The organism is Stieleria magnilauensis (assembly GCA_007753675.1).
In the GTDB taxonomy this organism is placed as follows: Bacteria; Planctomycetota; Planctomycetia; order Pirellulales; family Pirellulaceae; genus Stieleria; species Stieleria magnilauensis.
Map to the genome: position 1 here is coordinate 5,621,616 of CP036432.1, position 16,922 is coordinate 5,638,537.

At 59.5% G+C, this 16,922-nt stretch carries 11 protein-coding genes; 5 read left to right on the forward strand and 6 right to left on the reverse strand.

Annotation, left to right across the window (positions count from 1 at the left end; all coding sequences use genetic code 11):
• The first annotated feature begins 150 nt into the window (after nt 1-150).
• Together TBK1r_RS19625 and TBK1r_RS19630 are read left to right on the forward strand one after the other, a co-directional pair.
• Nucleotides 151-2,475: a PSD1 and planctomycete cytochrome C domain-containing protein gene (locus TBK1r_RS19625; RefSeq protein ID WP_419580171.1), complete on the forward strand. Its 2,325-nt coding sequence runs from the start codon at nt 151-153 to the stop codon at nt 2,473-2,475.
• 34 nt (nt 2,476-2,509) lie between these two features.
• Complete coding sequence (locus TBK1r_RS19630) at nt 2,510-3,904, forward strand: DUF1501 domain-containing protein (protein WP_145214361.1); 1,395 nt, start codon at nt 2,510-2,512, stop codon at nt 3,902-3,904.
• Here TBK1r_RS19630 and TBK1r_RS19635 read toward each other — a convergent pair.
• From TBK1r_RS19635 to TBK1r_RS19660, 6 genes are all read right to left on the reverse strand, one after another.
• Nucleotides 3,894-4,406: a hypothetical protein gene (locus TBK1r_RS19635; protein WP_419580172.1), complete on the reverse strand. Its 513-nt coding sequence runs from the start codon at nt 4,404-4,406 to the stop codon at nt 3,894-3,896. The genes TBK1r_RS19630 and TBK1r_RS19635 overlap by 11 nt on opposite strands.
• A complete protein-coding gene (locus tag TBK1r_RS19640) occupies nt 4,309-4,686 on the reverse strand; it encodes a hypothetical protein (RefSeq protein ID WP_145214367.1) in 378 nt (125 codons plus the stop codon). Before TBK1r_RS19640 ends, TBK1r_RS19635 begins: the two co-directional genes overlap by 98 nt.
• Before the next feature lie 881 nt (nt 4,687-5,567).
• Nucleotides 5,568-5,759, reverse strand: coding sequence for a hypothetical protein (locus tag TBK1r_RS19645; protein WP_145214370.1), 192 nt, complete (start codon nt 5,757-5,759; stop codon nt 5,568-5,570).
• A gap of 57 nt (nt 5,760-5,816) precedes the next feature.
• Complete coding sequence (locus TBK1r_RS19650; protein ID WP_145214373.1) at nt 5,817-7,565, reverse strand: amidohydrolase; 1,749 nt, start codon at nt 7,563-7,565, stop codon at nt 5,817-5,819.
• Between the two features lie 277 nt (nt 7,566-7,842).
• The gene (locus TBK1r_RS19655; protein ID WP_145214376.1) at nt 7,843-9,096 is read right to left on the reverse strand and encodes a DUF790 family protein; all 1,254 of its coding nucleotides are present in this window, start codon (nt 9,094-9,096) and stop codon (nt 7,843-7,845) included.
• Nucleotides 9,093-10,538 (reverse strand): DEAD/DEAH box helicase, encoded by a 1,446-nt coding sequence (locus TBK1r_RS19660; RefSeq protein ID WP_419580173.1) that lies wholly within the window; start codon nt 10,536-10,538, stop codon nt 9,093-9,095. The genes TBK1r_RS19655 and TBK1r_RS19660 overlap by 4 nt, the downstream gene beginning before the upstream one ends.
• A 725-nt stretch (nt 10,539-11,263) precedes the next feature.
• Between TBK1r_RS19660 and TBK1r_RS19665 the strand changes: the two genes are divergently transcribed.
• From TBK1r_RS19665 to TBK1r_RS19675, 3 genes are read left to right on the forward strand one after another with little or no spacing between them, the layout of a single operon-like run.
• A complete protein-coding gene (locus TBK1r_RS19665) occupies nt 11,264-13,177 on the forward strand; it encodes a DUF1592 domain-containing protein (RefSeq protein ID WP_145214382.1) in 1,914 nt (637 codons plus the stop codon).
• On the forward strand, nt 13,174-14,514 hold the full coding sequence (locus TBK1r_RS19670) for a DUF1552 domain-containing protein (protein ID WP_145214385.1): 1,341 nt from the start codon (nt 13,174-13,176) through the stop codon (nt 14,512-14,514). Before TBK1r_RS19665 ends, TBK1r_RS19670 begins: the two co-directional genes overlap by 4 nt.
• A complete protein-coding gene (locus tag TBK1r_RS19675; protein ID WP_145214388.1) occupies nt 14,511-16,865 on the forward strand; it encodes a HEAT repeat domain-containing protein in 2,355 nt (784 codons plus the stop codon). The genes TBK1r_RS19670 and TBK1r_RS19675 overlap by 4 nt, the downstream gene beginning before the upstream one ends.
• The last annotated feature ends 57 nt before the right edge of the window (nt 16,866-16,922 follow it).

A 16,922-nucleotide genomic window follows, 5' to 3' on the forward strand; every position in this document is an offset into this window, starting at 1 on the left:
CAGCATACTCAAATCAAGCGTCCAGCTTGCAAGTGGCGTACGCTTCCAGCTTGCGACCCAGGCCCAACGCAAGCTGGAAGCTTACGCCACGGTTTTTGGTAGAGTACAATGGCGGACCCCGCCTTCCTCCCACCTCCCGCGACGCCCGCCATGTCTCGCATAGCGAAGCGACTGATTGTTCTGCTCGGACTCCTGGTCGTTCACGGAACAGTCAACGCCGACGACTACGAAACGTTTGAGCGCAAGGTCCGCCCGTTGTTGGTCGAGCACTGTTACGAGTGCCATTCGGCCGGGGCCAAGACACTCCACGGCGGCTTGCGACTGGACACCGCCGAAGGCGTCCGGCAGGGCGGTGATAGCGGTTCGGCCGTCGTCGCCGGAAAGCCCGACGAGAGTCTATTGATCGAAACGGTGCGTTACGACGGTGACATTCAAATGCCGCCCGACGGAAAGCTCGATGCGGACGATCTGGCCACGCTGACGAATTGGGTCAGGCAGGGCGCCGCTTTTCCACCGTCCGAGCAAACCGAACAAGCCCGTCACGGCGCGATCGATTTTGACGAGGGGCGGCGATTTTGGTCGTTTCAACCCGTCCAACGTCAACCGCTGCCGGACGTCGGCGGATCCGATTGGCCGCAAACGCGTTTGGATTCGTTTGTCCTCGCTGCGATGCAGCGGCAAGGGTTGGCGCCGACCGAACGCGCCGACCGCGTGACACTCCTGCGACGGCTTTGCTTCGACCTGACCGGTCTGCCGCCGACTCCGGCCATGGTCGGTGACTTCGTCCAGGACGAATCCCCCGACGCGTACCGACGGCTGGTCGAGCGACTTTTGGACTCGCCCCAATACGGCGAAAAATGGGGCCGCTGGTGGCTGGACATGGCGCGGTACACCGATCGCACTGCGAGCTGGCTGTACCAGACCGGGCAATCGCACTTCTATCGTGATTGGGTCGTCGACGCGCTGAATCAAGACATGCCCTATGACGATTTCGTTCGCCGCCAGTTGGCCACCGATCTGATGCCCGAGACGGAGCCGAGCGACCTGCCCGCCCTCGGTTTCATCAGCCTCAGCCCGACCTATTGGAAAGAACTGAAACTACCCTGCGAGATCATCAAGGTGATCGTCGCCGATGAATGGGAAGAACGCGTCGACGCAGTATCGCGAACCTTCTTGGGGCTGACCGTCGCCTGTGCCCGCTGTCACGATCACAAATTCGATCCGATCAGTACCGAAGACTACTACGCGTTGGCCGGCATCTTTGCCAGTTGCCGCCAAGTCGAACGGCCGCTCGTTCCCGAAGAAGAATACGAACCGGTGCGACGGGCGCGTGAACGAGTTGCCGAGCTGGAAGCCGAGATCACCAAACGAAAACGCGAAAAACCGCTGCCCACCGAAACGATCGAGAAACTGACCGCGGAAATTCAATCGATCAAAGCCTCGACGCCACAGTACGACATGCCGATGGCGAATGCGTTGTCCGAAGAATCGCTGTTCGTCGTCCGCGCCGGAAAGACAGCACAAGACGGAACGAAACTGGAGTATCGTGCACAATCACGCGATCTGCCGGCGTTCATCCGTGGCAATCCCAATCGCCCCGGAAACATCGTCCCGCGGCGGTTCTTGACCGTGCTCGCCGAACAACCCGAACCCTATCAAAACGGCAGCGGTCGACTGGAACTGGCCGAATCGATCGTGACCGAAGCGGCTCCATTGACCGCGCGTGTGATCGTCAATCGCATCTGGCTGGCCCATTTCGGAACCGGGCTGGTCGACACACCGAGCAACTTCGGCACCCAAGGCAGCCGCCCGTCACACCCGGAATTGCTGGACGATCTGGCCGCCCACTTCATCGATTCGGGCTGGTCGCTGAAACAGCTGCATCGCCAAATCCTGCTCTCGGCCACCTGGCAACAATCGTCGTCGGCCGCGGCGGAATCCTTTCAGCGCGATCCGGAAAACCGTTGGCTTTCTCGCATGAATCAACGTCGATTGACCTTTGAAGAGTGGCGGGATTCGATGCTGATGGCGACCGATGAGTTGACCCAGGTGATCGGCGGTCCGTCCATCGACCTGGATGCAAACGGGAATCGACGACGCACACTCTACGCAACCGTCCATCGCCGCGACATGTCGCCGACGCTGATGGTCCACGACTTTCCCGATCCGACCCAGCACAGCCCCAAGCGGACACCGACGATCACGGCACTGCAAGGGCTTTACGCCCTCAACGGTCCGCTGCTGCTGAATCAATCGCAGTCGCTGGTCACGCGGTTGGAACGCGAAGTCCCGCACGATCCAGCCGCCCAAATCGATCGGCTCTATTGGCTGCTGTTCTCTCGACCACCCGACGATCGAGAGCTGCGGATCGGAATGCAGTTCTTGAAACCGGCAGACAACGATTCACCCGCCACGCGTTTGCAACAATACGCCCACGCGCTGCTGGTTTCCAACCAGGCCCTGTTTGTCGAGTGAGCCCAACTGCGTGACCAGACGAAGAGACCGACCGATGCCAAACGAAACGAATTCAACGATCGATCGCCGCCAGCTACTGGGACAACTCGGTGGCGGGATGGGAATGCTGGGTGCCGCCCATCTGTTGGCATCGGAATCGAGTCCCAACGCGGGTCCACATTTCCCCGCCAAAGCGAAACGTGTGATCCACCTGTTCATGAACGGCGGGCCCTATCAAGGCGACTTGTTCGATCCAAAACCCTTGCTCGAAAAGTATGCCGGAACGCGACCACCCGGCGCGGACCTTTTGACCGAGCGGCCGACGGGAGGCTTGCTGCCGTCACCGTTTCAATTTCGCCGACGCGGTGAAAGCGGCATTCCCGTCAGCGAGCTGCTGCCCAAACTCAGTCAGCACATCGACGACATCTGTGTGCTTCGCTCCCTGCATGCCGACAATCCCAATCACGGGCCGGCGTTGCTGCAGATGAACAACGGCACGATCACGCCGACGCGTCCCAGCATGGGAGCCTGGTTCCTGTACGGCCTGGGCAGCGAGAACGCAAACCTGCCCGGCTATGTCGTCTTGTGTCCGGGACGCCCCGTCCGATTCTCGATTTTATGGAACAGCGCGTTTCTGCCGTCGGAATACCAGGGGACCTACATCAATCACTCGACCATCGATCCGGAGAAGATGTTGCCCCATCTGCGGAACGTTCGCTGGGACCGCCAGACCCAACGCGAACAACTCGATCTGTTGCGGCAACTCAACGCTGAAACAACCGCCGCGCAAGCTTCCACGCATTCGGCGCCCCATCGCGACCGGTCGATGTTGGACGCCCGCCTGGAGTCGATGGAAACGGCATTTCGCATGCAATTCGAAGGCAGCGAAGCGTTTGACTTGAATCGTGAAACGAAGCAAACCCGGGCGGCGTACGGAGACGGACATTTTGCCAACGGCTGTCTGCTGGCGCGGCGTTTGGCAGAACGCGGTGTCCGCTTTGTCCAAGTGTATTACGGCAACGGGCAACCCTGGGACACGCACAGCGGGCATGACGGCACGGTGCCCAAGCTTTGCAAAAATATCGACCAGCCGATCGCCGCGTTGATCGCTGACCTCAAGTCACGCGGCATGTTGGAAGACACGCTGATCGTCTGGGGCGGAGAATTCGGACGGACGCCGACGTCGGAAAACGGCAACGGGCGCGACCACAACCACCATGGCTTTTCGATGTGGATGGCCGGGGGTGGAGTCAAGGGAGGCATGACGTACGGCGAGACCGATGACTTTGGGTTCCGAGCGATGGTCGACAAGATGCACGTGCACGACCTGCACGCAACGATTCTGCATTTGCTGGGACTCGATCACGAGCGGTTGACCTATCGTCACGCCGGCCGCGATTTCCGCCTGACCGACGTCCACGGCCGCGTCGTCGACGAGATCATCGCGTGATCTCTTCTACCGGAAGAATCTCGCGTTTGAGGGCGTAGTATCCTTCCCAGTCCTCATTGTAAGTCATGGATTCTATCGATCTCTCAAAGCGAAAACGATCACCAACTTGCAGCCCAAACGGATTGCCGACGAAACAATTGTCGAAGAGCAATTGGATTTCCTTGTCACGGCTCAAACAACGCATGCCAAACGTGTAGTCGTCGAAGGGTTCACCCGTTTCCTCGATCTCGCCCCACATGTGCCCAAGTTCTACTGGGTCGTCCACAACCATCCAAACCCCGTCGGGCAATGCTTCCCGCGTGAAGCTCCCGCGTTCGCTTGCTCGTTGATGACAACCGGCGAGCAAGGCGAGCAATGTCACGACAATTGAAAGTGGTTGGTTCACGGCAAGGACCAGTCGTTCGTTAATTCGTGCCGGCGTCGTCCAGCGGGTTCCTTTTTCCGTCCTGCACGACGAATAGATGGCACCGCTCCAGATTCCTGCGTAGGCGATCGCGATCATCCGCCGTCAAGCCACAGTCTTCGAATGCAATTCCCACCCAGCCGCGCATCTCGTTGGCGATCTTGAGTTGGTCTAATTGTCCTGCAGTGGGTATGGCTGTCAATGTAATGCGGTATTCAGTACCGAGTGGCCAAAAAGGAATCGAGCCATTGCGCCCACCGATTTGTGACACGGCAATGGAAAGCCGTTTCTCTTTTCGGGTGACATTCCAGTAGTCGATCGCAAGTGCAGCAGCAGCCATCGCCGCAAGAATCAAAAGGTATTTCAAGAATCGTTTCATCTCAGGAAAAACCCGTCGAATGAACGTTGCAGATCACTTAATCGTTCAGTTGGCCAGAGTCGACATTGTGGCTGTCTGCGGCAATGCACACACACTCGTCATTCTAAAGTATCTCAAAACGCGTTGACATTCTGGGAAGTTTCTCCGTTGGTGGCAGAAAGAATTCTAGCCGATCGTAGCGGTCGAGTGAGCCGTTGCCGGCGGCGAGTCGACGAGCCGAAACGGAAATGAACAAGGAGGTCCCTCCGCCCCACGCCCCCGCTTCTCCCCACGCCCCCGGACGGGCTCGCCGGGTCACGCCAACGGCGTGCCACAGCAGAGCTTGGGGTCGCGTTAGCGCACCCCAAGATCCGGCTGTGAAGCATTGATTCCCTGCGTTTGACGAGGTGTTAGCGGCAGGGCGCAAGCCCTCCGGTCCCTCATCGTTCCCGAAACACCGGAGGGCTCGCGCCCTACCGCTAAGAAATGCTTCACAGCGTTGCCCAATCGGGGTTGAACAAGACAGGCTCATGCGAAGCGCCCGCCTGCCCCACGATGCAAAAGCCCAGCGGGCTGACAGAGTGCTTGCCGGGCCCGTCAGGACCCGGAATTCGAATGCAACGCCGGCGCAGGCCTGGAAGGCCGACACAGTGTGTCTGCTGAGCCGCGTGTGTTGCTAGAAGCTGGGAAATTGTGTCGGCCCGCTGGGCCTCAGCGACTCCTTAAAATCATTTCCGGTGGCTCACGCCACCGGCATCCGCTCTGCCGGCCCTCCGGGCCTAAAGGACCTCGCTTGTCCGTGATTTCAGAGATCCTGCGAGCACGTCGCGTGCGGCCTCGGACGCATTCGTGATGTGCCGGCGGGAATCGGGTCGGGCATCGAGAATGACTGTTTGTCAAAACTACTCTTCATCGAGTACTTCGCCGAAGTGTTTCATCACGAAGCCGCCGGCGAATTCGGCGAGCGATGACCAGCTCGATCCTGTCAGACTGGTGTCCCACAGACTCGTGGTGGCCACGTCGACGACCGCGAATCCGATCAGCGCAACCCCCGTCCATGCAATCGTCTTTGCCAGCCACATCGGAATGACCATCGAAACTCTCGTCGGTACGTGTTGAAGGTGAAAAGCGGGGGCAGGGTCACGGTCCGATCAATCCAGTGATCGGTTGCTTTGCGACTGCGATTGAAACACTCTCTGACCGTCCAGCCAAGTGGACTGAACCACGGTGTCGCGGATTTCGTCGTCGCGGCAAGTCAGCAGGTCGCGGTCGATGACCACAAAGTCCGCTCGCTTGCCGATTTCCAATGACCCGATCTCCTCTTCAAGCCGCATCAACCAGGCGTTGTTGATCGTGTAAAAGCGTAGCATCTGCTCGCGAGTGAGCGCTTGTTCGCGATGGATCGGAGCGTCGTGCCAGCGGGCGGTTCGGGTCACGGCGACCCACATCCCTAGAAACGGATTGTACGGATTCACGCTGCGAAGCGATCCGATCTTTTGCATGTGATCGCTGCCACCCCCGGCGACCACCCCCGCGTCGAACAGACTTCGCAACGGGATGAAATGCTTGAGTCGATTTTGACCGAACTGGGCCACCAGCGTGCGGGCATCCAAGTACAACCACGCCGGCTGCAAATCGACGCCGACGCCAAGTTTCGCCGCACCCGCAATGGCTTTTTCACTCATGAAACTGCTGTGGGTGATCGATGACCGTGTCGGGGCGATCGGGATGTCGTGATTGACTCGGCCATAGGCAGCGACGAGTGCTTCGACGGCGGCGTCGCCCTGGCAGTGCGCGGTGAATGCCAGCGAACGACTGGCGCACAACCGAATTAATTTTTCCAACCGATCGTCGTCGATGAACTGCATGCCACGATAACGCGGATCGACAATGCCATAGATGCTGCTGGTCCCCCAGGGGCGAGTGAAGTAGGCGCTGCCGGTCAGCATGCCGCCGTCTTCGAACACCTTCACGCCGATCACACCGAGCCTGGGATCGGGCGACTTGAACAGCGGGTCGGATGCGATCTCGTCGAGCCGTTGTTCGATTTCCGCCAGATCGGCATTGGGGGTCAGCGAACGTGACAATCGCGTCCGCGTCGTCAAACGTCCCGATTCCAACAGTCGGGCGTATTGTGCCCGAGCAGAATCACTGCAGTTGCGATCGATGATCCCCGTGATTCCCCAGCGGTTGTAGTCGCGGATCAACTCCGCGAGTCGATCATCGAGTTCATCTTGCGACAGCTGCTTGCGGCTTTGATCACGACGCGTTTTCAAGACCGACGATGACTGACGGATCACTCCAGTCGGCTCGCCGCTGGCGGGATCGACCGCGACGTGCTGCGGATGCTTGGCGGCAAAGGCTTTGTCGATTCCGTTCTCCGCCAGCGCCAGCGAATTGGCGCTGCCGTCGGGGCCGGTGCGAAACCAGACCGGGTGATCGGGAGCGACCGAATCGAGTTCGGCGCGTGTGGGAAAACGCTGTTCTCGCAACCGCGTGATAAAAACTTGCTGCAGCACAATCCATTCGCCCTTGGGGACGACGGCGACCCGCTGGCGAAGATAACCCAATACGTCCTCGATCGTTTCCATCGGCGGAATCTCGTGGTCCGCTTCGTATTGGCTGGCACCGGTCGGATGGACGTGGGAATCGATCAGCCCGGGCAGCACCATGCGGCCTTGCAAGTCGACGACGTGCGTCTGGGGATCCACATGGCTGGCGATCTCTGCGTCGCTGCCCAGCTGAATGATTCGTCCATCCCGGACCGCCATCGCCTCGACGACGCGAAACCCCGGATCGACCGTCACGATCTTGCCGCCCCGTAGAACCAGATCAGCCGCGCGGGTGCAATGCGATACGAGTAATAGCGTCAATACGACAAAGGCAGCTCGACGGGACATCAGGGTTTCTCGCGGATTGGGGCTGTGTTTGCGTGTTACGGAGAGGGTCAAAAAATGGGGTGGTCAAAAAATAAAGACAACAAAGGACAACTGAGGCGCGAGCGGGCAATCAATTTTTTGACCAATCCATTTTTTGACCAACCTATTTCCTGGCCCCTATTCTATCGCCACGGACGTATGAGTCGGTTCGGCGCCCCATGCATTCGGTGCGTCCAAAGTCTCCTCAGCGGAAGAGCGATACGTTTTGCAAGGAACACTGAAAATCGCCGCGCATTGCTTAACCGATCGCGTCGATCCATGTCTGGGGGCTCGCCGAAGTGTCAAAACTGACCATTGGCAATTGTAAATCAGCCAACCCTTCTCGAAGGTTGGACTCAATCTTTCCCGAAACGATTAGCAACCATTTCACCGTATCGCCCGCATGACCTTCGCTCGGCGTCATTCCAGCGAATTCCTGCAATCGGCAACACTTTTCCTCCAGGTACTCCGGCGTCCAGAACCCGACGACTTCGACGTACACCAAGAGGCCGCGCTGTTGATGATGCAACGTGAAATCGGGCGTCATCACGGTTTGCCCGCGGACAAGCAACAGGGACTCGCGTTTCCAAGTCCAGCCTTCCACCGGTGCCTTCTGCCAGGCGGCATCGACGTCCGCCTCCAATGACGAATCGAAGGCATCCGGAGCACTGAGTGCGGCTGACAATCCATCGGCCGGGGAAAGTTCCATCCGAAAGCGTTGCTTCCGTGGCCCCAGAATCTCGGCCGTCATGTGCCATCCACGACAGGCCAACAGCTTTGCAGCCAGCGCCGCGAACCGCACGCCGTAGCGAGTCGATTGACGCAAGCTGCTTTGCGGGCCGTCGAAGATAAATCGGTAGCGCGGTTGTTCGGCCGACCAAATCAGATCGATGCGGTGCATCAGCCCGGCCAGCTTGGCGTGCCGGACGATCGTTTTCAAGTCGTCGGTGGCGTCGATACGGACGCGTGTCGCACGATACAACGCGGCTTGGGTCTGCGCGACGTTGTAAGCCGAAAGCAATTGTTGCGGCGTCCATTCTGAATCAAAGGCCTGCAGTCGCTGTAGTTCCAGGACGTCGCTGAACAAATCCGCTTCGATCTCTGGCCACGTCCGACCGAGCTCTTTGGCCAGTTCACTGCGGACTTGGTGCACGTCATGGTCAAAAATCCCCTCGCGATGTTCCACGATCGGATGCCGGTCGGCGGCGAAATCAAAGACCTGACGTCGCAGCTGTAATGCCGCTTTGCGGTTGGAGAGGTATTCGGATTGATCGTCCAGCAACTTGCAGAACGCGGCGATGCGTCGTGGCGGACAACCGGACAATCGATTCAGGCAGGTTTCGATCCGTCCGTGCAGCACCTGTCGCGGATCACCGATTCCGTCGCGATAGATCCGCAGCATCTGCTTCGCCGCGGCGACATAATCGGCATCGGTGCCGCGGCGGAGTCGGTCGGGCCGGACGATCATCCGTTGAAAATCGTAGTGGACGATACTGTGTTCGCTACGGATCATCGTTTTTGCCGGTAGGCTTCGTTCCGGCGACGATCGCGGCTACGGGTGACTTCACGTGTGTCTTCGACGACGACTTCGTAGAGTTTTGCACGCCGACCGCCGCGCCCCTTTCGCAGAACACGTCCCAGTCGCTGAATGGCCTGACGCTGGCTGGACAATCCGCCCAACACGATCGCCGTTTTGACCTCCGGCAAATCCACGCCTTCGTCCAACACCCGATTGGCCACCAAAACACGGTAGCGTCCTTCGGCGAAGCCTTCCAACCATTGCCGGCGTTCTTTCTTTCCACAGTGGGACAGCAAGCAGGGCACCAGGAATCGCGTCGAGATCTTGCGTGCCATCACATTGGATCCCGTGAACACGATGATCGATTCGTCACAGTGGAGCCGAAACAAGTCTTCCAGCATCCGCAGTTTGGCATCGGCGTGTTCTTCGATCTGTCGTTTTAATCGAAACGCTCGCATCGCAATCACGGCGTCGCGGGCGCGGTCGGGCTCTGCTTCGGTGGCTGCGGAAAGCGCGTAGGTGTCCTCCCATTTGAACTTTGGATCGATCGTCTTTTGCTCGAAGACAAATTTCTGGATCTGCTGCCCATAGTCACGATAGCGATGTTGTTCCTCGTCGGTCAGTCGGACGGCGATGCGGTGCACGCTGTAATCGGCCAACGATGTGCCGGAGGCTTCGGCGATGGATTGTTGGTACAGCGTCGGCCCGACCAATTCATGTAAACGGGTCATGCGTTCGTCGTCACCGGGAAGCGTCGCGGTCAAACCGAGGCGATGGGCCGCGATCGACATCCGCGCCGCGTCACTCCGCCAGGGGCCGGCCAGGTGGTGAACTTCGTCAAAGATAATCAGCTGAAAACGATCACCGATGCGTGGCATGTGGATCGCGGCGCTGTCGTAGGTCGTCACACTGATCGGGCTGACGCGATGGACGCCGTCACCGATCAATCCCGCGTCGATGCCAGTCGCTTCCAAGATCTTGGCATGCCACTGATACATCAGGTCGCGGACGGGAACGACGATCAGAGTGCTGCACCGATTGCGGATCATCAATTCGATTGCGACCACGGTCTTTCCGGTGCCGGTGGGCATCACGATCAATCCGCGCCGACCGCCGGTTTCGAAGGCCTCGACCGCTTGCTGTTGATCGCCCCGAAGCGTCATTTGCCGCAGGTCCTTGATCGACAACGAGCGAAACTCCGCCGCCCCGGCGTCGCGTCCGACCTGCCAATCGAATCCGCCGGCCAGCGAGTGGTCCAAGGCTCGCCGGATGGCATCGGCGTGCATCGCATCACCGCGAAAGCAGTCTTCACGCTCGTCCCAGACCAGCGAAATGTCAGCAAGCGTCTTCTCGACAAATCGCGGCGACAAACCGAACAGCCGTACTGTCCCCTGATGAAAATCGACGGCCGGTCTGGATGGGTCTGCGACTGTCATAACAGGGTTCTGCGAAGCGGATGACCGGCGACTGAGCGGCTTGTTGATTTTAGCCCGCACGCGTTGGCAAAGGGCCACGCGGCGCCCCTCGCTGACGCGTCGCACCTGACCTGATCGCATTGAATTCAGAAGATCGACTCAATCTACAAGCCGTAAGGGCCAGCGCAGGCAGAATGATACCCTCCAGGCCGCTGCTGTCTGCAAGTTCAATATTTGGATGGAGGTGGCAGATCGGCTAGACTGGGGTGACCATCCTGCACCGATTTGACGGATTTGTATGATCGAACCCAATGGACGCGAAACGAACGCTGAGTATTCGAGCCCGGTGCCGATACTCAACAGCGGCGACGTTTTGGACTCGGATGAGTTTTTCAGGCGCTATGCTGCGTCGCCTGGGAATGTCGCTGCCGAACGGATCAATGGGAGGGTCTATTTGATGTCGCCCCTGCGTGCGGCCAGTCATGGTGATCCGCATGCCTTGTTTGCGACTTGGCTGGGCACCAGAATCCGACGTGATTTGCGTTCCGCTGTCCGAGCGGTGATAATGAACTGCGTCTGGCGGGGGACGTGAAGACAATGACAGGCGACACGCGTTGATTTCACGTCCCACGCCCGGCGATTCCTGCCCCGCCGCTCTCCCGGCGATTCGTCCCAGGATGTTTGATTCGGTCAAGATGCCGATGCCAAGCCGAGGGTCACCCGCCGAATAGACAATCCCCCGCCCCATGACTGTTTTGCAAAGCACCACTCGATGGATCTGGTTCGCCTCTTTGTTGGGGCTGACGACCGGGATGGCGTTGGCGGAAGATCATCCATCGGAAGAGACAAAAGCCGAATTGGCGGCGGAGAATTTTCAAACGAACATTGCTCCGTTTCTCGAGAACCACTGCGTCGTCTGTCACAGCGGGGATGATTTCGAGGGCGAAGTCAGCTTTGATCGCTTCGAGGACTCGGCCGACATCCAAGAGAATTACGAGTTCTGGGAGAAGGTGTTGCGGTTGGTCGTCGAGCACCAGATGCCACCGGCCGACCAAACGCAACCGACCGATGACGAAATCGCCTCACTCGGCCGAGCGATCGAATTGGAGTTCGATGCCTTCGACTGCACGTCGGTCAAGCATCCCGGCCGTGTCACGATTCGTCGCTTGAACAAATCCGAATACGACAACACGATCCGCGATTTGCTGGGTTTGGATTTACGTCTGGCCGACAACTTCCCTTCCGACGACGTCGCCCACGGATTCGACAACGTCGGCGACGTGCTGACCATCCCTCCGATTCTGTTCGAAAAGTATTTGGAAGCCGCCGCGACGATCGCCGAAAAGGCGTTGGCCGACGAACAAGCAAGAAAACGAGTGCTGCCGCGGGAAGCGGCCAATGACGACGAACAGGTCGCGGTCGCGCGCGAGAACGTTCGCCAATTCGCCTCCCGGGCCTTTCGGCGACCGATCACCGAAGACGAATCCGAACGGCTATTCGCGATCATGCGGAACGCCTTCCAGCGAGGAGCACCACGAGACGAAATCTTCCAGACCATCGTCGCCGCGATCCTGATCCATCCGAACTTCTTGTTCCGCGTCGAACAGGACCCAGACCCCGACGATGAAGACGGCATCCGCGCGCTCGACGGTTATGAACTGGCAACGCGACTGTCGTACTTTTTGTGGAGCAGCATGCCGGATGAACGATTGTTCGAACTGGCCGCCTCCGGCGAACTGACCAACAAAGAAGTGTTGTCGGCGGAGGCGAAACGGATGCTCGCCGATCCCAAGTCGCGGGCCTTGGTGGACAACTTTGCCGGACAATGGCTGCAGCTTCGCGACGTGTCACTGTTGATGCCCGATCCGGTCCGGTTCCCCGATTTTGATGAACCGCTGCGTCAGGCGATGCGCCGCGAGACCGAAACGTTTTTCGAGCAACTGATTCGTCAAGACCGCAGCGTGTTGGAGTTTTTGGATGCGGATTACACGTATGTGAACGAACGCCTGGCGCGGCACTACGGGATCGATTCGATCCAAGGCGATTCCTTTCAACAGGTTTCCCTGCCGGCGGGGCGTCGCGGCGTGTTGACCCATTCGAGCATTTTGATGCTGACGTCCAACCCGACGCGAACGTCACCGGTCAAACGCGGCAAGTGGATTTTGGAGAATTTCCTGGCCGAACCGCCGCCACCACCGCCGGCCGATGTGCCGGACCTGGAGGAGGGCGGAGAGGTCCTGGGGTCGCTGCGGGAGCAAATGGAACAGCATCGCGCCAACGAATCTTGTGCGGTCTGCCACCGCAAGATGGACGCCCTGGGCTTCGGGATGGAGAACTTTGACGCCGTGGGCGCGTATCGCGAACGCGACGGTGCCTACAAAATTGACGCCTCGGGCGAGTTGCCCGGCGGAGTCGGGTTTGACGGGGCCGATGAGCTGATGCAGATCTTGGTGCAGGAAAAAAGACAGCAATTCTGCAAGTGTCTGGCCAGTAAATTGCTAACTTATGCGTTGGGGCGGGGTTTAACCTCCTACGACCGGTGCACCGTCAATTCCGCGCTGGCGGCAATGGAAAACGATGGCTATCGATTCAGTTCACTCGTCCAAGCCATTGTCACGAGTGATCCCTTTACGATGCGTGAGAGGAAGCGAGACCAATGAGTATCCAAACGAGCCGACTGTCACGACGAACCGTCCTGCGTGGGCTAGGCGTTTCACTGGCATTGCCGTGGATGGAATCGACGGCGCCGAAAGCCGCCGCCGCCGCCGCCGCGACCACTCCAAACCGCATGGCATTCATTTTTGTGCCCAACGGCGTCCACCTTCCCGATTGGACGCCCCAGTTGGAAGGCTACGGGTATGACTTGCCCTACATTCTCTCCCCCCTGGCACCGGTCCAGGATGACGTGCTGGTGATCAGCGGGCTGACCCATGACAAGGGGCGTGCCAACGGCGACGGACCGGGTGACCATGCGCGAAGTGCATCGGTCTTTTTGACCGGAGCACAGCCGCGAAAAGAAGGCGATTTGCGTTCGGGGATTTCCGTCGACCAGGTCGCCGCCCAGGCGGCCGGTCACGCGACCCGGTTTCCATCGATCGAACTGGGAATCGAACCGGGACGCAGCGCCGGAAATTGCGACAGCGGTTACAGCTGTGCCTACTCGTCTAACATCGCCTGGTCGTCCGAGTCAACGCCGGTCAGCAAAGAGATCAACCCGCGGTTGGTCTTCCAACGATTGTTCGGCGACGGAACGCCTGTCAATGCCGATCAAAACGCACTTCGTCGCGAGGCGTTGCGCCAAAGCGTTCTCGACTATGTCGCCGAAGACGCCAAGCGGTTGCAGTCCAAACTCGGACGCAACGATCAGCGCAAACTCGACGAATACCTTGATGGTGTTCGCGACGTCGAAAAACGCATGCAGCGCAAAGACGATGATTTCGATGTCTCCGAAGACGTCGACTATCCGGTCCCCGAGGGCACACCGAAAGATTACGGCGAACACATTCGATTGATGTGCGACATGATGGTGTTGGCCTTCCAAACCGATCGGACCCGCATCGCGACGTTCATGTATGCCGACGCAGGCAGCAATCGAAGCTATCGTCACATCGGTGTCGGTGAAGGGCACCACAACCTGTCTCATCATGGTGGTGATGCCAACAAGCACGACAAACTTCGAAAGATCAATCAATTCCACGTGGCTCAATTGTCATACTTGTTGCAAAAACTGAAATCGACACCCGACGGTCAGCAAGGTTCGCTACTGGATCACACCTCGGTTTGCTACGGCAGCGCGATCAGCGATGGCGATCGGCACAACAACGAAAACCTTCCCATCCTGCTGGCCGGCGGCAACCAGATCGATTCGGGACGACATGTGCGTGTCGCGCCCGAAACCCCGATGTGCAACCTGTTCATGTCGATGTTGGACCGATTCGGAACGCCCGTCGATTTCATCGGCGACAGCACCGGACGCATTTCGGAGCTGCAGCTTTGAACGCGACCGCGCAACGATTGCTGTCAGGCATGTTCGTGCTGGCCGTTTGCGTCGCGTCCGCCACGGCTGATTCACCGACCGATGGCAATCAAACATCCGAAATCGATCAGCTGGCGTCGGCGTTGTCCAGTGTCGAAATCGACGAGCGGCGGGACGCGGCCTATGCGCTCGCAAAACTCGGCCCCGATGCTCTGCCCGCGATCGATGCGTTGATCAAGGGATTGGGCGATCGCGACGATCAAGTTTGGATGCAATCGGCGATGGCGGTCGCTCGTATCGGCCCCCAGGCAGAACCCGCGATCGACGCCCTGGTGCACAGTTTGGGCGATGATGACGAACAACGGCGCTACCGTTCCGCCTGGGCGCTCTCACGCATCGGCACCGCGACAATTGAGGCGCTGGTCGCCGCCGCCGGAGATGATTCGACGCGGCGGCGAATCGCGGCGCTCGACGCGATGGGTTGGATGGCGGCTGATGCCGATCGTCTGCTGGAAAGTTTGGACGATGCGGTCCGCGACCAGAATCCCGACGTGCGACGCCAGGCAACCGCGTCCCTGTCCCGGTTGGGTCCGGTAGCTGCCGATTCGCTCGGAGCGGCGTTGAACAGCGATGACGAATCGGTCCGCGCCATTGCGGCCGAGGGACTGGCCAAAACAAAACAACGCGCCGCCCCCTACCGAGATCGTTTGATCGAATTGCTCGGCGACCCGGCCTCGGCGGTCCGCGCCGCAGCGATCGTCGCCGTTTCCGTCGCGGCGGAGCCGGATGATCAGATGATCCAATGGATCATCGATGCCGTGCTGGACCCCGACGTCCAAGTGCGCAGCGGCGGCGTGATCGCGCTTCGAAATCTGGATGATGCGTCGGATCGAGCAGTCGACCGATTGATCGAACTGCTGGAACAAGACGACAGCCAACAACGTGACGCCGCCGCGTTCGCGCTCGGCACCTTGGGACCTCGCAGCGAAAGGGCGGTCGGCCCGCTTGTCGCCGCACTCAAACGAGACTCAAACGCCGATGCAGAAACCGATTCCGACCAACCGATGCCGATCGATGAAGCGCTGCGACGAATCGGATCCGCATCGGTTCCGGCACTCTTGAACGCGGCGTCCGATGCCGACCATTCTCGCGTCCGATTGGCCAAGGCGCTCGCGCAAATCGGCCCGGTCGCGACGCCACCCCTGCTCAACGCGTTGCGAAATGAAACGGGTGCGGCAAAGACGATTGCGGCACAGGCGATCGGCAAGATGCGTTCGGTTCCGGCAGCGGCGATTGAACCGTTGGCGGACTGCCTGGATGATGTCGATCCGAATCTGCGTGAAGTCGCAGCGGCGTCGCTGGGGCGTTATCCGCAACTGGACGATGCCGTGGTGTCGCGGCTTCGAACACTGTGCCAGGATCCCGAACAAGGGGTGCGAGCGGCAGCGGTGTTGGCCGCGGCCAACGTGGATCAGGACCAACCACGCGTCACGAAATTGTTGCTCGACGCGCTCGACGATGACGATCCCGAGGTGCGACGCAGCGCGATCGGCGGTTTGACCCGAATGGAATCGAAATCCACCGCAGCGATCGATGCGTTGATTGTCGGCCTGGACGATTCCGACGCGAACGTGCGCCGTGATGCGGCGATCGCGATCGAAACGGTCGGGGAGTCTGCGAGACGATGCTCTCCGCGGTTGATGCAATTGCTCGGCGATCAGAACGCCTCGGTGCGTTCCGCGGCGGCTGCGGCACTGGCCACCACGGCGGAACCCTCGGCAGAACTGATCGCGGCGTTGGGCAATGGTCTGTCAGATGCCGAAGATCTGGTCGTGCTCGCGTCGCTGCGTTCGGTCACGACGTTGGGCGACCAGGCCGGTTCGTTGTCCGACAACGTGATCGCCCTGACGAACCACTCGTGGTCCGATCTGCGTGCCGCCGCGTTGGCTTGTCTGGCAAAGATCGAATCGGATCGGGAAAAATCGGTGCCGCTGTTGATCCAGGGGCTCGACGATGTGGATTGGGCGGTCCGTCGCGATGCCGCGGTGGCGTTGGGTGATTTGGGTGCCGATGCCAAGTCCGCCGTGCCGGCACTGTTCAAGTTGTTACCAGTGCCCGACGACACGAATTTTGCCAAAGACGCCCTGCGTTCGATCAATACCGCCGGCCCCGAAGCCGTCCCCGTTCTACTGGAAGGCATCGAATCCAACGATCGACGGCAACAGTACTATTCGCTGTACATGCTCGGCAAAGTCCGTCCCCGGGCGACCGAAGCGCTCCCGATTCTGAAGCGATTGCTGGACGAAACCGACAGCCGAGGCATGAAGCGGGCGTATGAACGGGCGATCGACGAGATCAACGGTCGCGAGTGACTGACCAGTGAAGTAAGCATCCTGCTTGCCACTCGGGTATAAACGCAAGCAGGATGC